This is a genomic window from Sphingomonas sp. (assembly GCF_041661825.1).
In the GTDB taxonomy this organism is placed as follows: Bacteria; Pseudomonadota; Alphaproteobacteria; order Sphingomonadales; family Sphingomonadaceae; genus Sphingomonas.
Genome location: NZ_JBAZTU010000007.1, coordinates 1 through 16125, shown reverse-complemented (window position 1 = coordinate 16125; position 16125 = coordinate 1). Strand labels below are relative to the sequence as shown.

14 protein-coding genes and 1 tRNA gene are annotated in these 16125 nt (G+C 67.0%); 11 read left to right on the top strand and 4 right to left on the bottom strand.

What is annotated here, in order from left to right; genetic code table 11:
• The first annotated feature begins 80 nt into the window (after positions 1 to 80).
• The 10 genes from WC729_RS27525 to WC729_RS27480 are packed head-to-tail and all read left to right on the top strand — an operon-like array spanning position 81 to position 11182.
• On the top strand, positions 81 to 890 hold the full coding sequence (locus WC729_RS27525; RefSeq protein ID WP_372857864.1) for an aldolase/citrate lyase family protein: 810 nt from the start codon (positions 81 to 83) through the stop codon (positions 888 to 890).
• Entirely contained in the window at positions 856 to 1725 is an 870-nt protein-coding gene (locus WC729_RS27520) for an inositol monophosphatase (protein ID WP_372857861.1), read from the top strand. The genes WC729_RS27525 and WC729_RS27520 overlap by 35 nt, the downstream gene beginning before the upstream one ends.
• Complete coding sequence (locus tag WC729_RS27515; RefSeq protein WP_372857859.1) at positions 1722 to 3596, top strand: SLBB domain-containing protein; 1875 nt, start codon at positions 1722 to 1724, stop codon at positions 3594 to 3596. Before WC729_RS27520 ends, WC729_RS27515 begins: the two co-directional genes overlap by 4 nt.
• Complete coding sequence (locus WC729_RS27510) at positions 3593 to 4708, top strand: capsule biosynthesis protein (RefSeq protein WP_372857858.1); 1116 nt, start codon at positions 3593 to 3595, stop codon at positions 4706 to 4708. Before WC729_RS27515 ends, WC729_RS27510 begins: the two co-directional genes overlap by 4 nt.
• On the top strand, positions 4705 to 5703 hold the full coding sequence (locus WC729_RS27505) for a glycosyltransferase family 2 protein (RefSeq protein WP_372857856.1): 999 nt from the start codon (positions 4705 to 4707) through the stop codon (positions 5701 to 5703). Before WC729_RS27510 ends, WC729_RS27505 begins: the two co-directional genes overlap by 4 nt.
• Positions 5700 to 6998 carry a hypothetical protein gene (locus WC729_RS27500; protein WP_372857855.1) on the top strand — a complete coding sequence of 433 codons (1299 nt, stop codon included), beginning with the start codon at positions 5700 to 5702 and terminating at the stop codon, positions 6996 to 6998. Before WC729_RS27505 ends, WC729_RS27500 begins: the two co-directional genes overlap by 4 nt.
• Entirely contained in the window at positions 6995 to 8008 is a 1014-nt protein-coding gene (locus tag WC729_RS27495) for an NAD-dependent epimerase/dehydratase family protein (protein WP_372857853.1), read from the top strand. Before WC729_RS27500 ends, WC729_RS27495 begins: the two co-directional genes overlap by 4 nt.
• Positions 8005 to 9825 (top strand): thiamine pyrophosphate-binding protein, encoded by a 1821-nt coding sequence (locus tag WC729_RS27490; protein WP_372857852.1) that lies wholly within the window; start codon positions 8005 to 8007, stop codon positions 9823 to 9825. The genes WC729_RS27495 and WC729_RS27490 overlap by 4 nt, the downstream gene beginning before the upstream one ends.
• On the top strand, positions 9822 to 10229 hold the full coding sequence (locus tag WC729_RS27485) for a GtrA family protein (RefSeq protein WP_372857851.1): 408 nt from the start codon (positions 9822 to 9824) through the stop codon (positions 10227 to 10229). The genes WC729_RS27490 and WC729_RS27485 overlap by 4 nt, the downstream gene beginning before the upstream one ends.
• Positions 10226 to 11182, top strand: coding sequence for a class I SAM-dependent methyltransferase (locus WC729_RS27480; RefSeq protein ID WP_372857850.1), 957 nt, complete (start codon positions 10226 to 10228; stop codon positions 11180 to 11182). Before WC729_RS27485 ends, WC729_RS27480 begins: the two co-directional genes overlap by 4 nt.
• On the opposite strand, the gene rfbG is transcribed toward WC729_RS27480, so the two are convergent.
• Complete coding sequence (rfbG, locus tag WC729_RS27475; RefSeq protein WP_372857848.1) at positions 11140 to 12222, bottom strand: CDP-glucose 4,6-dehydratase; 1083 nt, start codon at positions 12220 to 12222, stop codon at positions 11140 to 11142. The genes WC729_RS27480 and rfbG overlap by 43 nt on opposite strands.
• Positions 12219 to 12992 (bottom strand): glucose-1-phosphate cytidylyltransferase, encoded by a 774-nt coding sequence (rfbF, locus tag WC729_RS27470; protein ID WP_372857847.1) that lies wholly within the window; start codon positions 12990 to 12992, stop codon positions 12219 to 12221. Before rfbF ends, rfbG begins: the two co-directional genes overlap by 4 nt.
• Positions 12993 to 13020: 28 nt before the next feature.
• Here rfbF and WC729_RS27465 point away from each other — a divergent pair, with 28 nt between their 5' ends.
• Complete coding sequence (locus WC729_RS27465; RefSeq protein ID WP_372857844.1) at positions 13021 to 14667, top strand: ArnT family glycosyltransferase; 1647 nt, start codon at positions 13021 to 13023, stop codon at positions 14665 to 14667.
• A 192-nt stretch (positions 14668 to 14859) separates the two neighbouring features.
• Here the strand turns inward: WC729_RS27465 and WC729_RS27460 are convergent, their stop codons facing one another.
• Both WC729_RS27460 and WC729_RS27455 read right to left on the bottom strand, forming a co-directional pair.
• A complete protein-coding gene (locus WC729_RS27460; RefSeq protein WP_372858121.1) occupies positions 14860 to 15639 on the bottom strand; it encodes a sulfite exporter TauE/SafE family protein in 780 nt (259 codons plus the stop codon).
• 369 nt (positions 15640 to 16008) lie between these two features.
• Positions 16009 to 16085, bottom strand: a tRNA-Met gene (locus tag WC729_RS27455).
• Positions 16086 to 16125 lie beyond the last annotated feature (40 nt).

Sequence of the window (16125 nt, the reverse complement as noted above, 5' to 3'; positions counted from 1 at the left end):
AGGCCCGTTTCGGCTGCGGGAATGCCTTCCGCGCTCCGTCCTTCAGTTCACCAACAACGGCTGCACTCAGGAGACGAAGGGTGAATTCGACCGAACGCCGCATGCTCGACATGCTCAAGAAAGGCCGCGACCGCTTCGGCGTCGTCGCGGTGAAGGCGGAATTCGAAGCGGAAGGCACGCGTCCCGACGAGCTGCTGCGCCTGCTCGAGCTCGCCTATCGTGCCGACCTGAAGGTCGCGCTCAAGATCGGCGGCTGCGAAGCGGTGTCGGACCTGCTCGCCTCGAAGCTTTACGGCGCCAATTACATCATCGCGCCGATGGTCGAGACGCCTTACGCGCTGTCGAAGTTCGTCGAGGCCAAGGCCAAGGTGTATGGCGACGACAGCGACACGCAGTTCCTGTTCAACCTCGAGACCGAGACGACGCTGCGCAACCTCGATGCGATGCTGCCGCTCGCCAAGGCGTCGCTCGACGGCATTGTCTTCGGCCGGGTCGATTTCACCTTGTCGCGCGGGCTGCCGCGCGGCGCGATCAACGATCGCGGGATCACTGACGCGGTGCTCGCCGCCGCCAAATCCTGCGCCGAGCATGGTCTGGAGCTGGTAGTCGGTGGGTCGGTCGCGGTCGAATCCGGGCCGGCGCTGCGCGAGATGCGCCGCATCCGCCTCGACCGGTTCGAGACGCGCAAGGTGATCTTCGACGGCAGCGCGGCCGACATGCCGGGCTTCGAGGCGGCGATCAGCAACGCGGTCGCGTTCGAACTCGCCTGGCTGGAGAACAAGCGCGATTATTACCGCACCATCGCCGACGAGGACCTGTCGCGCATCCGGATGATCCAGGATCGCATGGCCGCCAATGCCCGCGGACGGCTGGCCAGCGTCGCTGCCTGATCCGAAAATGTCGCTGAAGGACGAAGTCACGGCATTGATGCGAGGCGTCGCCGCGACAGCGGTGACGCCGCGTTTCCGCACGCTTGCCGCCAGCGAGATCGCGGAGAAAAGCCCGGGCGAGATCGTCACCAGTGTCGACCGCGAGGCCGAGCGTCTGCTGCACGAAGGGCTGGAGCTGATCGGTATCCCCGCGCGCATCGTCGGCGAGGAAGCGGCGGAGCACCAGCCCGAGCTGCTCGACGGTATCGGCGAGGGTCTGGTCTGGCTGATCGACCCGCTCGACGGCACCGCCAATTTCGCCGCGGGCCGTGCGCCCTTCGGCATGATGGTGGCGCTGGTCGAGGACGGCGTGCCGCTCGCCGGCTGGATCCTCGATCCGGTCAGCGGGCGGATGTGCCATGCCGAAAAGGGGGACGGCGCCACCTGTGACGGCGTCCCCGTGCGCAGCCGGCCGACCCGGGACGCCATGCCGATCGCGGCGCTGGGCACGCATTTCATGACGCCTGAGCGTCGCGCGCGCATCCATGACCTTGCGAGCGAACGATTTGCGCTGGTGCCGGTCCCGCGCTGCGCGGCCGAAAGCTATCCGCGGCTGGCGCTCGGCCAGAACGACCTGGTCCTGTTCCAGCGCACCTTGCCCTGGGACCATGCCGCAGGCGCCCTGTTCCTGACCGAGGCGGGCGGCTTCGTCACTGACTGGAACGGCTTGCCGTACCGGGTCGGTGGCGGGCGCGGGATCCTCGCCGCCGCGGACGAGCGGCTCTGGGCGGCCGGCGCCGAAATACTGCTCGGGCCGGCGGCCGGCCTGATCGAACGAGAAGATTGCACCACATGATGATGTCCTGGAAGCGACTGCTCCTCGGCTGCGTATTCGCGCTGCCGCTGATTCCGGTGCCGGCCGGGGCGCAGCTTTCCCCACCGGTGTCGCCGACCGGGCAGCAGGGCGGCGCCGATGCGATCTCGCGCGGCGCGGCCGCGGGGCAGGTTGCGGTGCCGCAGGCGGAGGTCCGGCCGTACCAACCCACCGTGATCGACAGCCGGCCCAATGCGCCGCAGGCCGATAGCGCCGCCGATGCCGTGACAAAGAAGCAGCCGGGCCCGCCGGCGGCGAACGAGTTCGAGACGTTCGTCTCCGAAGCCGCGGGCAAGCCGCTGCGCCGTTTCGGCGCCGAGCTGCTCGTGCCCGGCGCACGCGACTTCACGGTCGCGCCCACCACCACCGTGCCGCCGGATTACCGCCTCAACCCAGGGGACGAGTTGCTGCTCGGCCTGACCGGATCGGTGCAGGCCGCCGATCTGCGGCTGACGATCGACCAGGAAGGCCGGATCTTCGTGCCACGTGTCGGCGCGATCACGGTCGGTGGCATGCGCTATGGCGATGTGCGTGACGTGATCGCCCGCCAGGTCTCGCGCCAATATCGCGGCTTCGACCTGCAGGTATCGGCCGGGCGGCTGCACGGCATCACCGTTTATGTGACCGGCTTCGCGGCGACGCCGGGGTCCTACACCGTCAGCAGCCTGTCGACCCTGGTCAACGCAGTGCTGGCGGCGGGCGGGCCCTCCTCGGGCGGCAGCTTCCGTTCGATCCAGCTGCGCCGGGACGGCAAGCTGGTCTCGGATTTCGATCTCTACGACCTGCTGCTCAAGGGCGACAAGACTGGCGACGCGGCGCTGCAGAATGGCGATGTCATCTATGTCGCGCCCGCTGGCGAGCAGGTCGCCGTGATCGGCAGCGTCAATCGCGAGGCCATCTTCGAGATCGCCCCCAATGAGACGCTCAACGACGCGGTCGTCTATGCCGGCGGCGTCAACACGGTGGCCGATGACAGCCGGCTGATGGTGCTCGATTCCCTCGGCAAGTCGGCGTCGGGCTGGCAACAAGTCACCGCCGCCGAGGCGCGGACCCGCAAGGCGCGGCGCGGCGACATCGTGCGGGTGCTTTCCGATGTCGGCATTGCGCGCCCGATCGACCAGCAATCCGTGCTGGTGACGATCAGCGGCGAGGTGGCGCGGCCGGGCCGTTATTATTTCCGCCCGGGCACGAAGCTCGAGGATGTGGTGACTCAGGCGGGGGGCCTCACTCCCCAGGCCTTTCCCTATGCCAGCGTGATCACGCGCGAGAGCGTCAAGGCACAGCAGAAGCTGAGCTTCGACCGCGCGATCAAGGACATGGAGTTCCAGCTGACCGCCCAGCCGGTGGTCTCGGCCAATCGCGCGCAGCTCGCCCAGCCGGGCAATCTCGCGCTGGTCCATTCGATCGTCGAACAGCTCCGCACGCGCGAGCCGAGCGGACGGCTGGTGTTCGACCTGCCGGTCACGGCGCCAGCGCTGCCGAGCGACGTGATCGTCGAGAATAACGACACCATCTATGTGCCGCCGCGTCCGGTGACCGTGGGCGTGTTCGGCGCGGTGCCGAGCCCGGCATCCTTCGCCTATCGCGAAGGCAGCTCGGTCGGCGACTTCATCCGGTCGGCGGGCGGCGTGCAGCAGCTCGGCGACAAGAGCGAGATCTTCGTCGTGCGCGCCAACGGCACCGTGCTGGCGAACGGCAAGAAGATATTGCGGGCGCCGGCATTGCCGGGCGACCTGGTCTATGTGCCGATCGACGCCAATCGCGGCGAGTTCTGGGCGCGGCTGCGCGACATCACTGGCAGCCTGTTCGGCGGCCTGGTCGGCGCTGCATCGATCAAGGGACTGGCAGATTGACCATCGTCACGCGCCTGACCGACGCGGTGCGCGAACCGCGCGTGCGTCGCTTTGCCTATGCCGTGCTGGCCTTGCTGCTGGCCGCGCTGTGCGTCTTTCCGCGTCCCTATGTCGCCCGGGCGAAGATGGTCCCGCAGGACAGCAACAGTGTCGGGCTGGGATCGATGATGAATGCGCTGGGCGGGCAGCTCCAGGGCTTCGCCGCGCTGCTCGGCGGCGCCAAGCAGCCGATCGACATGTATCTGGCGATCTCGCGCGGCACCGAAGTGACCGACGACGTGATCCGGCGGCTCAAGCTGGTCGGGCCGCAGGGCTATGCCAGCGCCGATGCGGCGCGGCTCGCACTCGCGCACAAGGTCGACGTGCATTCGCTGACCGGCGGCATTGTCGAGGTCGAAGTCCGCATGCACGACCCGGCCAAGGCGCAGGCACTAACCAGCGCTTACGTCCAGGCGATCAGCGACCGGATCATCGCGCTGGGCCGCGACCGGGTCCGCCGCAAGCGCGATGTGGTGCAGGACCGCTTCAAGGAAGCCGCCACCCGCGTGACCACCGCCGAAGCGGCGCTCAACAGCTTCCGCCGGCGCAACAACCTGGCCGAGCCCGAAGCGCAGCTCGGGTCGGCGCTGTCGTTGCGCGCGGGTCTGGAAGCGCAGCTTCAGGCCAAGCTGGTCGAGCTGGAGACGCTGCAGCGCTTCCAGGGGCCGGACAATCCGCAGCTCCAGTCAGTCCAGTCGGAAGTCGCCTCGATCCGCGCGCAGATCGCGCGCACCGCCGAAGCGAAGGTCGGCGTCACCGGGCCGAACGTCGCCGGCCTGTCGCAGGTCTCGGGCGAATATCTCAACCTCTATCGCGACTATCGTTTCGCCCAGGCACTGTACGAAGTCTATGCCCGGTCGTCCGAGGAAGTGGCGGTCGAGACGCTCGCCTCGGAAACCGCGTCGGACGTGCAGGTGATCGAGGCGCCGCGGCTCGATGCCGATCGCAAATACAATATCTCCGCGGTCGCGCTGCTCATCCTGACGGTGCTGGCGGCGTTGTTCACCGAGATCTATGCGCCGGCGACCGGCATCGACCTGGGCCTGAAGCGCCGCGAGGACGGTGCGCGATGACCTCAGCCGGCAGTGCGGGTGCCGAAAGGGCGATCGAGCTGTCGATCGTCATCCCCTGCTACAATGAGGAGGAGAATGTCCGGGCGATCTGCGCTGCTGTCACGGCGGAGGCCGAACGCCATGTACGATCGCACGAGATCATCCTGATCGACAATGATTCGACTGACCGCACGCGCCTGCTGATGCGGCATCTTTGCGCCGAGGATCCACGCATCCGGGCGATCTTCAACAACCGCAATTACGGCCAGATGCGCTCGCCGACCTATGGCATCTACCAGGCCGAAGGCGCGGCGGTGATCGGCATGTGCGCCGATTTCCAGGATCCGCCCGAGATGATCGGCGCCTTCGTCAAGCAATGGCGCGCCGGCGCGCAGATCGTGCTGGCGCAGCGGCGATCCGAACGGACGGCGCCGCTGCTTACGGCCGCCCGGTGGCTGGGCTATGGCCTGCTCAACCGGTATGGCGACTATCCGGTGATCCCCGGCGCGACCGGTTTCGGCCTGTATGCGCGCGAAGTGGTCGACACGCTTGCGACGTGGAACGAACCCGAGCCTTTCTTCCGCGGCATGCTGGTCGAGAGCGGCTACCGCATGGCGATCCTGCCGTTCGACCGGCCGGAGCGCGCGGCGGGCGAGACCAAGAACAATCTCGCCGCACTTTATTCTTTCGCACTGTCCGGCCTTGCCGGATCGGCCAAGTCGCTGCTGCGTTTGCCGATCCCGCTCGCCTTTCTGGCAGCTGCAGCGGTCGTGCCGCTGGCGGCGGGAACGGCGGCGGCGGCGATCACGGGCGGCAGCGCCTGGCCATTGTTCGGCCTGACGATCGCCACCGCGATGTTCGCGGTCATATTGCTGTTCCTCGGCCTGATCGGCGAGCAGATACGCATGCTCGCCGAGCGCAGCCGCAACGTGCCGCTCGTGATCGAGCAGGAGCGGCTGAACTTCCCGGCCGGTCGTGCTCGGCCCGCTGCCCGGACCATGGTCCGCCAGCCGTGAGCACGCGCACGCGGCTTGCTCTGCTGCCCGAGATCGTGCTCGCGTTCGCCGTGGTGGCAAGCGTCGCGTGGACGGCAATGCGTTTCCACGAGACGGGGTTTCTGCCCCAACCCTTCGTGTTCGACACCAACGACACCTTCATGGACTGGTTCAACACCGCCTATTGGGCGAACCATCCAGGCGCCTTTTCGGTCTGGCGGACGGTCTATCCGCCTCTGTCCTTCGCGTTTCTCGACCTGTTCAGCCTGCCGGGCTGTTATCTCCAGTCGCCCTTCTATGCGCGCGACTGCGACTGGTTCGCCCGCTCGACGATCATTGGCTTCTATCTGCTCGACGTCGTGCTGGTCTGGTGGAGCTTCCACCGCAACGACCCGCGCACCGCGTCGATGCGCGCGATCGCCTTCGGGCTCGGCCTGCCGTTGCTCTTCACGCTCGAGCGCGGCAATCTGATCCTCGTCGCCCTGCCCTGCTTCATCATCGCGCACGGGCCACTCGTCCGGTCCAGCGCGTGGCGCGCGCTGGCCGCCGCGGCGACGATCAACTTCAAGCCCTATCTGCTGCTCCCGGTGCTGGCCCAGGCCGTGAAGCGCGACTGGCGCGGACTCGAACTGGCCGGGCTCGCCACCATCGCGCTCTATCTCGTCACCCTGGCGCTCATCGGCAGCGGTACGCCGGGCGAGATCGCGGCGAACACCGCGAACTGGGTCACCTTCCAGGGCGGGCAGGTGTGGAACGAGATTCATTATGCGACCAGCTACGCGCCGCTGCTTCAGGTACGCAATGCGCAGATCCCGGTGCTCGACTTCGTACCGTCGCGCACCGTCGAGACGATCGAGTGGATCGTGCCGCTGCTGATCCGCGCCAGCCAGGGCGTTGCCGTGCTGGCGCTGGTCGCTGCCTGGTTGCAACCGCGCGCGCTGCCGCCGCACCGCATCGCAACGATCCTGCTCGGCGTGTTCCTCGTGACCCAGTCGCCGGGGGGCTATACCCAGGCCTTCCTGCTGTTCCTCGTGTTGCTCGAGCCGTGGCGCGGCGTCGGGCCGATCACCGCGATCGTCTGCGCTTATCTGCTGTGTCTGGTCGCCGACTGGCCACTCTCGACTGTGCTCGACCTGTCGCTCGAAAGCTGGCTCGGCGGCCGACCGGTCAGCCCGAGCTTCGGCCTCGCCATCGGGCATTTCGTCCGGCCGGGCCTGGTCGCGCTGATCCTGTGGTCACTTGCGCTCGACAGCGTCGCGCGGGTGGTGCGCGCCCATGCGGCCCATCGCCCATCGCTCGGGCTGATGCCGGCATGATCCTGGAACAGGACCTCTATGCGGTACAGGCCGCGCTCGCGCCGCTCTGGTGGCGGCTATCGGGCGCGCGCTTGTTCATGACCGGCGGCACCGGTTTCATCGGGCGCTGGATGCTCGAGGCACTGGCCCGCGCCGATATCGATATCGAGGTCACGATCCTGAGCCGCGATCCGGCCGCCTTCGCCGCGAAGGTCCCGCATCTCGCCCGGCGCTTCCAGCTGATCGAAGGCGACGTCACCGGCTTCGCCCCGCCCGGCGGCGGTTTCACGCATGTGATCCACGCCGCGACCGACGCCAGCGCGGCGCTCAACGCCAATGATCCGCGCCGCATGTTCGACACGATCGTCACCGGCACCCGCCGCGCGCTCGACTTCGCGGTCGATCGCGGCGCCGAACGCTTCTTCTTTCTCAGCTCGGGCGCGGTCTATGGCGCCCAGCCCTGGGAGGTCGGCCATGTGACCGAGGACTGGATGGGCGGCCCCGACCCGCGCGATCCGCGCTCGGCCTATGGCGAGGGCAAGCGCGCCGCCGAGATGCTCTGCGCCATCTACGGCAAACAGTTCGGGCTGGATGTGGTCAATGCGCGCATCTTTGCGTTGCTCGGACCGCTCCTCTCGCTCGATGTGCATTTCGCCGCGGGCAACTTCATCCGCGACGCCATTGCCGGGCGGACCATCCGGGTGGACGGCGCCGGAACGGCGGTGCGTTCCTACCTCTATGCCGCCGATCTGACCGTCTGGCTCTGGACATTGCTGATCCGCGCCGACAACGGCGCAGTGTTCAATGTCGGGTCGGAGGAAGCGGTTTCGATCGCCGATCTGGCGCACCGCACCGCCGCTCTGCTCGGCGGGCCCTGCGTCGAGATTCTGGGCCGGCCCGATCCGGGCTGGAACCCCGGCCGCTACGTGCCCTCGACCGAGGCGATCCGCTGGACGCTCGGCCTCTCCCCAACGATCGGCCTCGACGAGGCGATCAGGCGCACCGCGCTTTCGAACGGATGGACAGCATGACCCTGATGAAACTCTCCGACTGGGTGGCCGAACGGCTCGTCCGGCACGGCATCGAGCATGTCTTCATGCTCACCGGCGGCGGGGCAATGCACCTCAACCACTCGCTCGGCACGCATCCGCGCCTCGGCACGACCTTCACGCATCACGAGCAGGCGCTGTCGATGGCGGCGGAGGCCTATTACCGGCTGACCAACAAGCTTGCCGTGGTGAACGTGACGTCCGGACCGGGCGGCACCAACGCCATCACCGGCGTCTATGGCGCTTATGTCGATTCGATCGGCATGCTGGTGCTGTCGGGCCAGGTGAAGCGCGAGACCACCGTGCGTGCGACTGGCCTGCCCTTGCGCCAATATGGCGACCAGGAGCTCGACATCGAGGAGCTGATCCGCCCGATCACCAAATATGCGACGATGGTCAACGATCCGCAGACGATCCGCTACCATCTCGAAAAGGCCATTTATCTCGCGACCAGCGGGCGTCCCGGGCCGGTCTGGCTCGACATCCCGCTCGATGTCCAGGCATCGAAGATCGATCCCGAGACGCTGCCCGGGTTCGACCCCGCGGAGCTGGACGAGCCCTGGACCGTGACCGACCTTGCGGCCACCGCCGGCACGATCCTCGACCTGATCCGCGGCGCGGAACGGCCGGTGGTGTTCGCCGGCGGCGGCGTGCGCCTGTCCGGCGCCTATGACGATTTCCTGAAGCTGATCGACAAACTCGGCGTTCCCGTCGTCACTGGCTGGAATGCGCATGACGTGCTGTGGAACGATCATCCGCTCTACGCCGGGCGCCCCGGCACCGTCGGCGACCGCGCAGGCAATATGGTCACGCAGAGCGCCGATCTGCTGCTGGTGCTCGGTAGCCGGCTCAACATCCGCCAGGTCAGCTACAACTGGCAGAGCTTCGCGCGCGAAGCGTTCAAGATCTGGGTCGACATCGATCCGGTCGAGCTGCGCAAGCCCAATGTCGTGCCTGACATGCCGGTGGTGGCCGACCTTGCCGAGCTGATCCCGGCGCTGCTCGACCATCCCTATGCCGGGCCCAATGACGATCATCTCGAATGGATGGACTGGGCGCGCGAGCGGGTCAGACGCTTCCCGGTCGTGCTGCCCGAATATCACGACCATGGGCCGCTGATGCATCCCTATGTCGCGATGGACGCGCTGTTCCGGCAGCTCGGCGAGGACGACATGGTCGTCACCGGCAATGGCAGCGCCTGCGTGATCAGCTTCCAGGCGGCCGAGATCAAGCGCGGCCAGCGGCTCTGGACCAATTCGGGCTGCGCGACGATGGGCTATGAGCTGCCTGCCGCGATCGGCGTGTGCGCGGCGACCGGCGGCAAGCAGCGCGTGATCGCCATTGCCGGCGACGGCAGCATCATGATGAACCTGCAGGAGCTGCAGACCATCGCCGGCTACGGCCTGCCGGTGAAGATCTTCCTGATCAACAACAGCGGCTATGTCTCGATCTTCCAGACTCACCGCAATTTCTTCAACGGCGTCGAAGTGGGGGGCGGGCCCAAGAGCAACGTGACCTTCCCCGATTTCTCCAAGGTCGCCGGCGCCTTCGGCTTCACCTATTTCCGCGCCGATACCCACAACGCACTGCCCGGCGCGATCGCCGCGGCGCTGGCCACTGAGGGACCGGTGCTGTGCGAGCTGTTCGTCGACGAGCATGTCTCCTTCGCGCCCAAGCTTGGCGCCAAGGCGCATCCCGACGGGCGGATCACCTCTCCCGCGTTGGAGGATCTCTCACCCTTCCTGCCGCGCGAGGTGCTGCGCGAGAATATGCGGATTCCGCTATGGGAGGAATCATGATCGCCGCCAGTGCGCGGCGCCCGCTGCGCTTCCTGGTGGCGGGCGCCGCGAACACGGCGTTCGGTCTCGCCATCTATCCCCTGCTGCTATGGAGTTCCGACGCGCTCCACCGCCACTATCTGCTTGCACTTGGTATCGCCCAGGCAATCAGCCTGTGCTTCGCCTTTGCGACCTACAAGCTCGGCGTCTTCAAGACGCGGGGCAACATCGCGCGCGAATTCGGCAGCTTTTCCAGCTTCTACCTGTTCAACTATGCCGCCAACTGGGCAGCTTTGCCGCTGCTGGTCGAGCTCGCCGGCCTGCCGCCGGTGCTGGCGCAGCTCGGCTTCACCGCGGTGCTGATCGTCGGCAGCTGGTTCTGGCACAATCACATCACCTTCCGCCGCACGAGAGATCAGACATGACCGGACAGGCCTTCCTGCAACGCCCCTGTCCACTTTGCGGCAGCGACGACGCCCATGCCGAGGTCCATAGCCGGCAGCGCGCCGAGGACATGACGCTCGAAGGACTCCGCCCCTTCTGGTCGGGGCTGTTCAAGGAAAAGAGGTTCTTCTCCTATCATCGCTGCGCCGCGTGCGGGCTGCTCTACACGCCGACCTTCTTCGACGGCCCGCAACTCGCCGAGCTCTATTCGAGCATGGCGCCCAACATGGATCTCGTCGCGAGCGACGCGATCGCTGCCACCCAACGCGGCTATTTCGACACCGTCGCGGCTTGTGCGCCCCTCGATGGCGGCTATCTCGAGATCGGCCCCGACATCGGCTACATCGTCGCTGAAGCCGCGCGCCGGGGCAGCTTCGATCATTTCTGGCTGTTCGAGCCCAATCGCGCGATCCACGACCGGCTGCGCGATGCCGCCGGCAAGGCTCCCGCGACGCTGCTGCCCGACATGGACGACCTGTCGGCCGTGCCGGACGGCTCGGTGGGTCTCGCGGTGATGGTTCATGTGCTCGACCATCTGCTCGACCCGCTCGCCACGCTCGCGCAGATCCGGACCAAGCTGCGGCCGGGCGGCACGCTGATGATCGTGACTCATGACGAGCGGTCGCTGCTCCGCCGGGTGATGGGCGTACGCTGGCCGCCCTTCTGCCTGCAGCATCCCGAACTCTACAACCCCACGACGATGTGGAACCTGCTCACCCGCGCCGGTTATGGCGCGGTCGTGGTCGAGCGCAGCCGCAACCATTTCCCGATCGACTTCCTCGCGCGCCAGGTGGCGTGGGCGGTCGGCGTGAAGCTGAACCGCGTGCCGCTGCCCTCGGTCTCGATCGAACTACGGCTGGGCAATATGCTGACGCTCGCCGCTGCGCCGGTTCAGGCAGCCGAGCGCGTGTCGAGACGGCCGGTGGCGGCTTGATAGTCGGCGATCTGCGCGCGGGTGACGGCGCGCGCATCGGCACCGCCCGCGACGGCCTTGTGCCAGGTCACGATCCAGTCGAGCGCCTCGTCCAGCGCAAGGGCCGGGCGCCAGCCGAGCGCCGCGCGTGCCTTCGAGCAATCGAGCCGCAGCAGCCCAGCCTCATGCGGGCGCGGGCCGGTATCGGGCAGCGCATCCGCTGCGCCGCCGCCCCAGGCCGCGCGCATCCGCTCGACGATCCAGGACACGGGCCGCGCATCCTCGTCCGACGGGCCGAAATTCCAGGCATCGGCGAAGTGCCGTTCGCCGGCGAGCAGCCGCTCGGCGATCATCAGATAGCCGCCCAGCGCTTCGAGCACATGCTGCCATGGCCGCACCGCATCCGGCGCGCGGATCATTGGCGCGACGCCCGCTTCGAAGGCGCGGACCAGATCGGGCAGCAGGCGATCGACCGCCCAGTCGCCGCCGCCGATGACATTGCCCGCGCGCACCGAGGCGAGCAGCGGCCCGCCAGCTTCGAAGAAGGACCGGCGCCAGGCCGACACGACCAGCTCGGCCGCGCCCTTGCTGCTGCTATAGGGATCGTGCCCGCCCATCGGGTCGCTCTCGCGATAGGGCCAGATCCATTCGCGGTTCTCATAGCATTTGTCGCTGGTGACGCAGACGATCGCCTTCACGCCCGTCGCGCGCCGCGCCGCTTCGAGCAGGTGGACACTGCCCATCACATTGGTCGCATAGGTCTCGACCGGCTCGGCATAGGACAGCCGGACCAGCGGCTGCGCGGCGAGGTGGAAGATGACCTCGGGCCGGGTCGCCTCGACCACCGCGCGGACGGCGGCGAGATCGCGCACATCGCCTTCGACATGCCGCACCAGCCCCGCGATCCGCGCTGCCTCGAACAGGCTCGGCTCGGTCGGCGGCGCCAGCGCGAAGCCGGTGACGTCGGCACCCATCGCGTTCAGCCACAGGCTGAGCCAGCTGCCCTTGAAGCCGGTATGCCCCGTGACGAGCACCCGGCGGCCGGTCCAGACGCTGCTCACCAGCGCTTCCAAGGCGCGTTACCGGCTCTCCACAATTCGTCGAGATGCATCTTGTCGCGCAGCGTATCCATGGGCTGCCAGAAGCCGTCATGCCGATAGCTCATCAGCTCCCCGCGCCGCGCCAGCTGCTCGAGCGGCCCGGATTCCCACACCGTCTCCGGCCCGTCGACCAGATCGAGCACCGAGGGGTCGGCGACGAAGAAACCGCCATTGATCCGGCCGCCGTCGCCGGCCGGCTTTTCGCGGAAATCGGTGACCAGGTCGCCGTCGAACTCGAGCGCGCCGAACCGGCCCGGCGGCGTGACCGAGGTGATCGTCGCGCGGTGGCCATGTGCGTTGTGGAAGCGCACCAGTTCGCCGACATCGATATCGGCCACGCCGTCGCCATAGGTCAGGCAGAAAGGCTCGTCGGGATCGAGATGATGGCGGATCGCCGCGAGCCGGCCGCCGGTCATGGTATCCGCGCCGGTATCGACCAGGGTGATGCGCCACGGCTCGCTGCGGGCGAAATGCACCTCCATGCCGTTGCCGCCGCGCAGATCGATCGTGACGTCCGACGTGTGCAGGAAATAATTCGCGAAATATTCCTTGATCAGATAGCCCTTGTACCCGAGACAAATGACGAAGTCATTGAATCCGGCTGCAGAATAGATCTTCATGATGTGCCAGAGGATCGGCATGCCGCCGATCTCGACCATCGGTTTCGGCCGCACATTGGTTTCTTCGCCGAGCCGGGTGCCCAATCCGCCAGCCAGGATTACGGTTCGCATCGTCGCTCCACGTCATGTCTTCGATAGCATGACGAAACCGATCGCCCCGGCCCGTAACGGGCGACCCCATGGATGGGCCGAATGGAGTAGCCTGCTGCTGATTCTCGCGGTGGCGACGGGCTTGCGGATCCACGGCGTCGGCTTCGGCCTGCCCTCGCTCAACGACCCGGACGAGCCGCTGTTCATCATGACCGCGCTCGAGATGCTGCGGAACCACAGCCTCAATCCGGGCTGGTTCGGCCATCCCGGCACGACCACGCTGTATTGCCTCGCCTTGATCAGCCTGGCGGTGGGCGGCATCGGTATCGCCACGGGCCGGTTCGCCGACGGCCCGGCGCTGACGGCGGCGGCTTATGCCGATCCCGGAATCCTGTTCCTGCCGGGGCGGCTGTTCATCGTGGCGTGCGGTATCGCCTGTGTGTGGCTCATCTGGTCGCTCGGCAGGAAGCTGGGCGGACCGCGCCTCGGCCTGATCGCCGCGGCGTTCCTCGCGGTGAATGCCGTCCATATCCAGTATTCGCAGATCATCCGCACGGACGTGCACGCCACGATCTTCATGCTGCTCTGCACTCAGTCGGCGGTGGCGATCGCCCGCAAGGGCCGACCGCGTGACTATGTGATGGCTGGCATCTGGGCGGGCCTTGCCTGCGCAACCAAATGGCCGGCGGCGATCATCGTGCTCAACCCGCTTTGCGCAGGCCTGTACCGGGTCTCGATCGACCGCAGCGAATGGCGCCGCCTGGCGTTGCTGCCCGCGGTCGCGCTCGCTGTGCTGCTGATCGCTTCCCCCTATCTGCTGCTCGATTATCCCGCGGTGATGCGGAACCTGGCCGGAGAGGCGCGTACGGCCCATCCTGGCGCTACCGGCGGCGGCTTTCTCGCCAATCTCGGCTGGTATGCCGGGCACCCGCTGCTGGCATCGTTCGGCGCGGCTGGCCTAGCCCTGGTCGTGGCCAGCACCCTGGGCGCGCTGTCCCGCCCCCGCATCGCAGTCGCGATCCTGCCTGGAGCCTTGGCCTTCCTGGTCGTCATCGGCGCGCAGGCGCTGCTGTGGGAGCGCTGGATCGTGCCGCTATTGCCCTTCGCGGCGCTCGCGGCGGCAGCTTCCATCTGCTGGCTGGCCGATCGCCTGCGCGAACGCCTGCACCGCCCCCTCCCCTTCATCGAAGCGGTGGCGGTGCTGTTGCTGGCGCTTCCGATGCTGCAAGCAGCGCGGGCCGGTGCGGCCGAACGCGCGCTCGATACGCGCCAGGTCGCGACCGCCTGGGTAAGCGCCCATATCCCACCCGGCAGCAGCATCGTGATGGAGCATGCCGGTTTCGACCTGCTGCGCGGCCCCTGGCGTTTCCTGTTCCCGTTGGGCTCGGCGGGCTGCCTCGACGCGCGCGGCATCCTCACCGGCCAGATCCGCTATTCCCGCGTGGAGAAGCTGCGATCGGGGCGTGCCGTGGTCGATCTCGCCCATGTCGACAAGGCGATGATGCCCGGTTGCCATGCGGATTTCGCGATCCTTTCCCATTATGACGGCTATCGCGCCGATCCCGCGCATTTCCCCGACGAGCTGGCCCGCTATGCGCAATTGCTGCGCGGCGGCAGCCAGCTGGCGATCATCCGGCCCCAACCCGGTTTGCGCACCGGACCGGTGGTGCGGATCGTAAAACTGTCGCACCGATAGCCTCGCACAAGCAACCGGAGATGATTTACCGTTGAGAAAGAGCGCCCGCGATTGTGATCGTCGAAGTGTCGGCCCTAGTCGCGGTTGTTGATGTTTTGAATCGAGCGAGCGCAAAATGTCATGCAGTTCACTGACATTCTGAGCTGGCGCCCGGATCTGCGACGTCTCGTCCACACCGGATCGGTCTGGACCCTAGAAGATCAGCTTGCCGCCGACGATCGCCAGCGTGCCGGCCAGAATCACGCGCGTCACTCCATCGGGAATGCGGGCGGAAATCAGGCTGCCGGCGATGATGCCCGGTACCGACCCTATCAGCAGGGATACGAGCAGCGAAAAGTCGACTGATCCCATCGCCCAATGCCCCATACCGGCGATCAGGGTCAGCGGCACGGCGTGTGCGATATCGGACCCGACCAGGCGATTGGTCGGCAGCTTTGGGTAAAGGATCAAAAGCGCGGTCATGCCGAGCGCGCCCGCGCCAACCGACGACAGCGATACCAGGACCCCGAGCGCGACACCGAGCATGACGGTCAGGCGCACAATCTGTCGATCGGAGGTCGTTTCCAGCGCGCCCGCATAATGAGCGAGAATCTGCCGACGGAACGCCATCGCGATGGCGGTTGCGATGAGGGCAACCCCCAGCATCACCGTGATGACGTGTTCGGTCCCCTCGAACTTCGTGCCGGCATAAGCGAGTGCCAGCAGCGTCAGGAGCGTTGCTGGCACGCTGCCCAGGGCGAGCCTGCGGACCACCTTCCAATCGACCGTTCCGCTGAACCCGTGGACGGCGGTCCCGACGGTCTTGGTGGCGGAGGCGTAGAGCAGATCGGTGCCGACCGCAGTGACCGGATGGAAGCCGAAGGCGAGGACCAGCAGCGGTGTCATCAGCGACCCGCCACCGACGCCAGTGAGGCCGACCAGAAATCCAACCGCGACACCCGCGACCGAATAGAGCGGATTGATTTCGACCATCATCGACGCTCTCTCCGACCAGCAGGCCGCCCTGCTGGGCGCCCCCCGAGCGCGGCTGTACGGCCGCTTCATAGCTGGCTCAGATTTGCCGCTTTCGGCGGTGCGCGCGAGGTAGATTTTCTGCGGCCTGCCATCGTGCTGCTGTCGCCTCAGGAGCGGACGCCCGAGTGAGGATGTTCTAGCCGTAGGTGTTGGTGTTTTTGGATCGAGCGCTGTGGCGCAAAATGTCATGCGGTTCGCTGACATTTTGCGTGGGGTGCGGGTGTGTTGTGCGAACGCGTTGCGGCCCGCGAAGCTGTTGCTTTGCGGGTTGTGGTTGGTTGGTGATGTGAGGGTTCTGGCGCCGTTCAGGCGAGATAGGTTTGACGTTGGTTGCGGGGACAGGATTTGAACCTGTGACCTTCAGGTTATGAGCCTGACGAGCTACCGGGCTGCTCCACCCCGCGCCAAGGTTCTTGCCTCCCTTGGTTGGGAGGGAAGGACATG

Excerpts from the sequence above, each read along its gene's own strand:
- WC729_RS27480 (WP_372857850.1), top strand. The coding sequence starts at position 10,226 with ATGACCGGACAGGCCTTCCTGCAACGCCCCTGTCCACTTTGCGGCAGC.
- WC729_RS27495 (WP_372857853.1), top strand. The coding sequence starts at position 6,995 with ATGATCCTGGAACAGGACCTCTATGCGGTACAGGCCGCGCTCGCGCCG.
- WC729_RS27490 (WP_372857852.1), top strand. The coding sequence starts at position 8,005 with ATGACCCTGATGAAACTCTCCGACTGGGTGGCCGAACGGCTCGTCCGG.
- WC729_RS27465 (WP_372857844.1), top strand. The coding sequence starts at position 13,021 with ATGACGAAACCGATCGCCCCGGCCCGTAACGGGCGACCCCATGGATGG.
- WC729_RS27515 (WP_372857859.1), top strand. The coding sequence starts at position 1,722 with ATGATGATGTCCTGGAAGCGACTGCTCCTCGGCTGCGTATTCGCGCTG.
- WC729_RS27460 (WP_372858121.1), bottom strand. The coding sequence starts at position 15,639 with ATGGTCGAAATCAATCCGCTCTATTCGGTCGCGGGTGTCGCGGTTGGA.
- WC729_RS27520 (WP_372857861.1), top strand. The coding sequence starts at position 856 with ATGCCCGCGGACGGCTGGCCAGCGTCGCTGCCTGATCCGAAAATGTCG.
- rfbF (WP_372857847.1), bottom strand. The coding sequence starts at position 12,992 with ATGCGAACCGTAATCCTGGCTGGCGGATTGGGCACCCGGCTCGGCGAA.
- WC729_RS27505 (WP_372857856.1), top strand. The coding sequence starts at position 4,705 with ATGACCTCAGCCGGCAGTGCGGGTGCCGAAAGGGCGATCGAGCTGTCG.
- WC729_RS27485 (WP_372857851.1), top strand. The coding sequence starts at position 9,822 with ATGATCGCCGCCAGTGCGCGGCGCCCGCTGCGCTTCCTGGTGGCGGGC.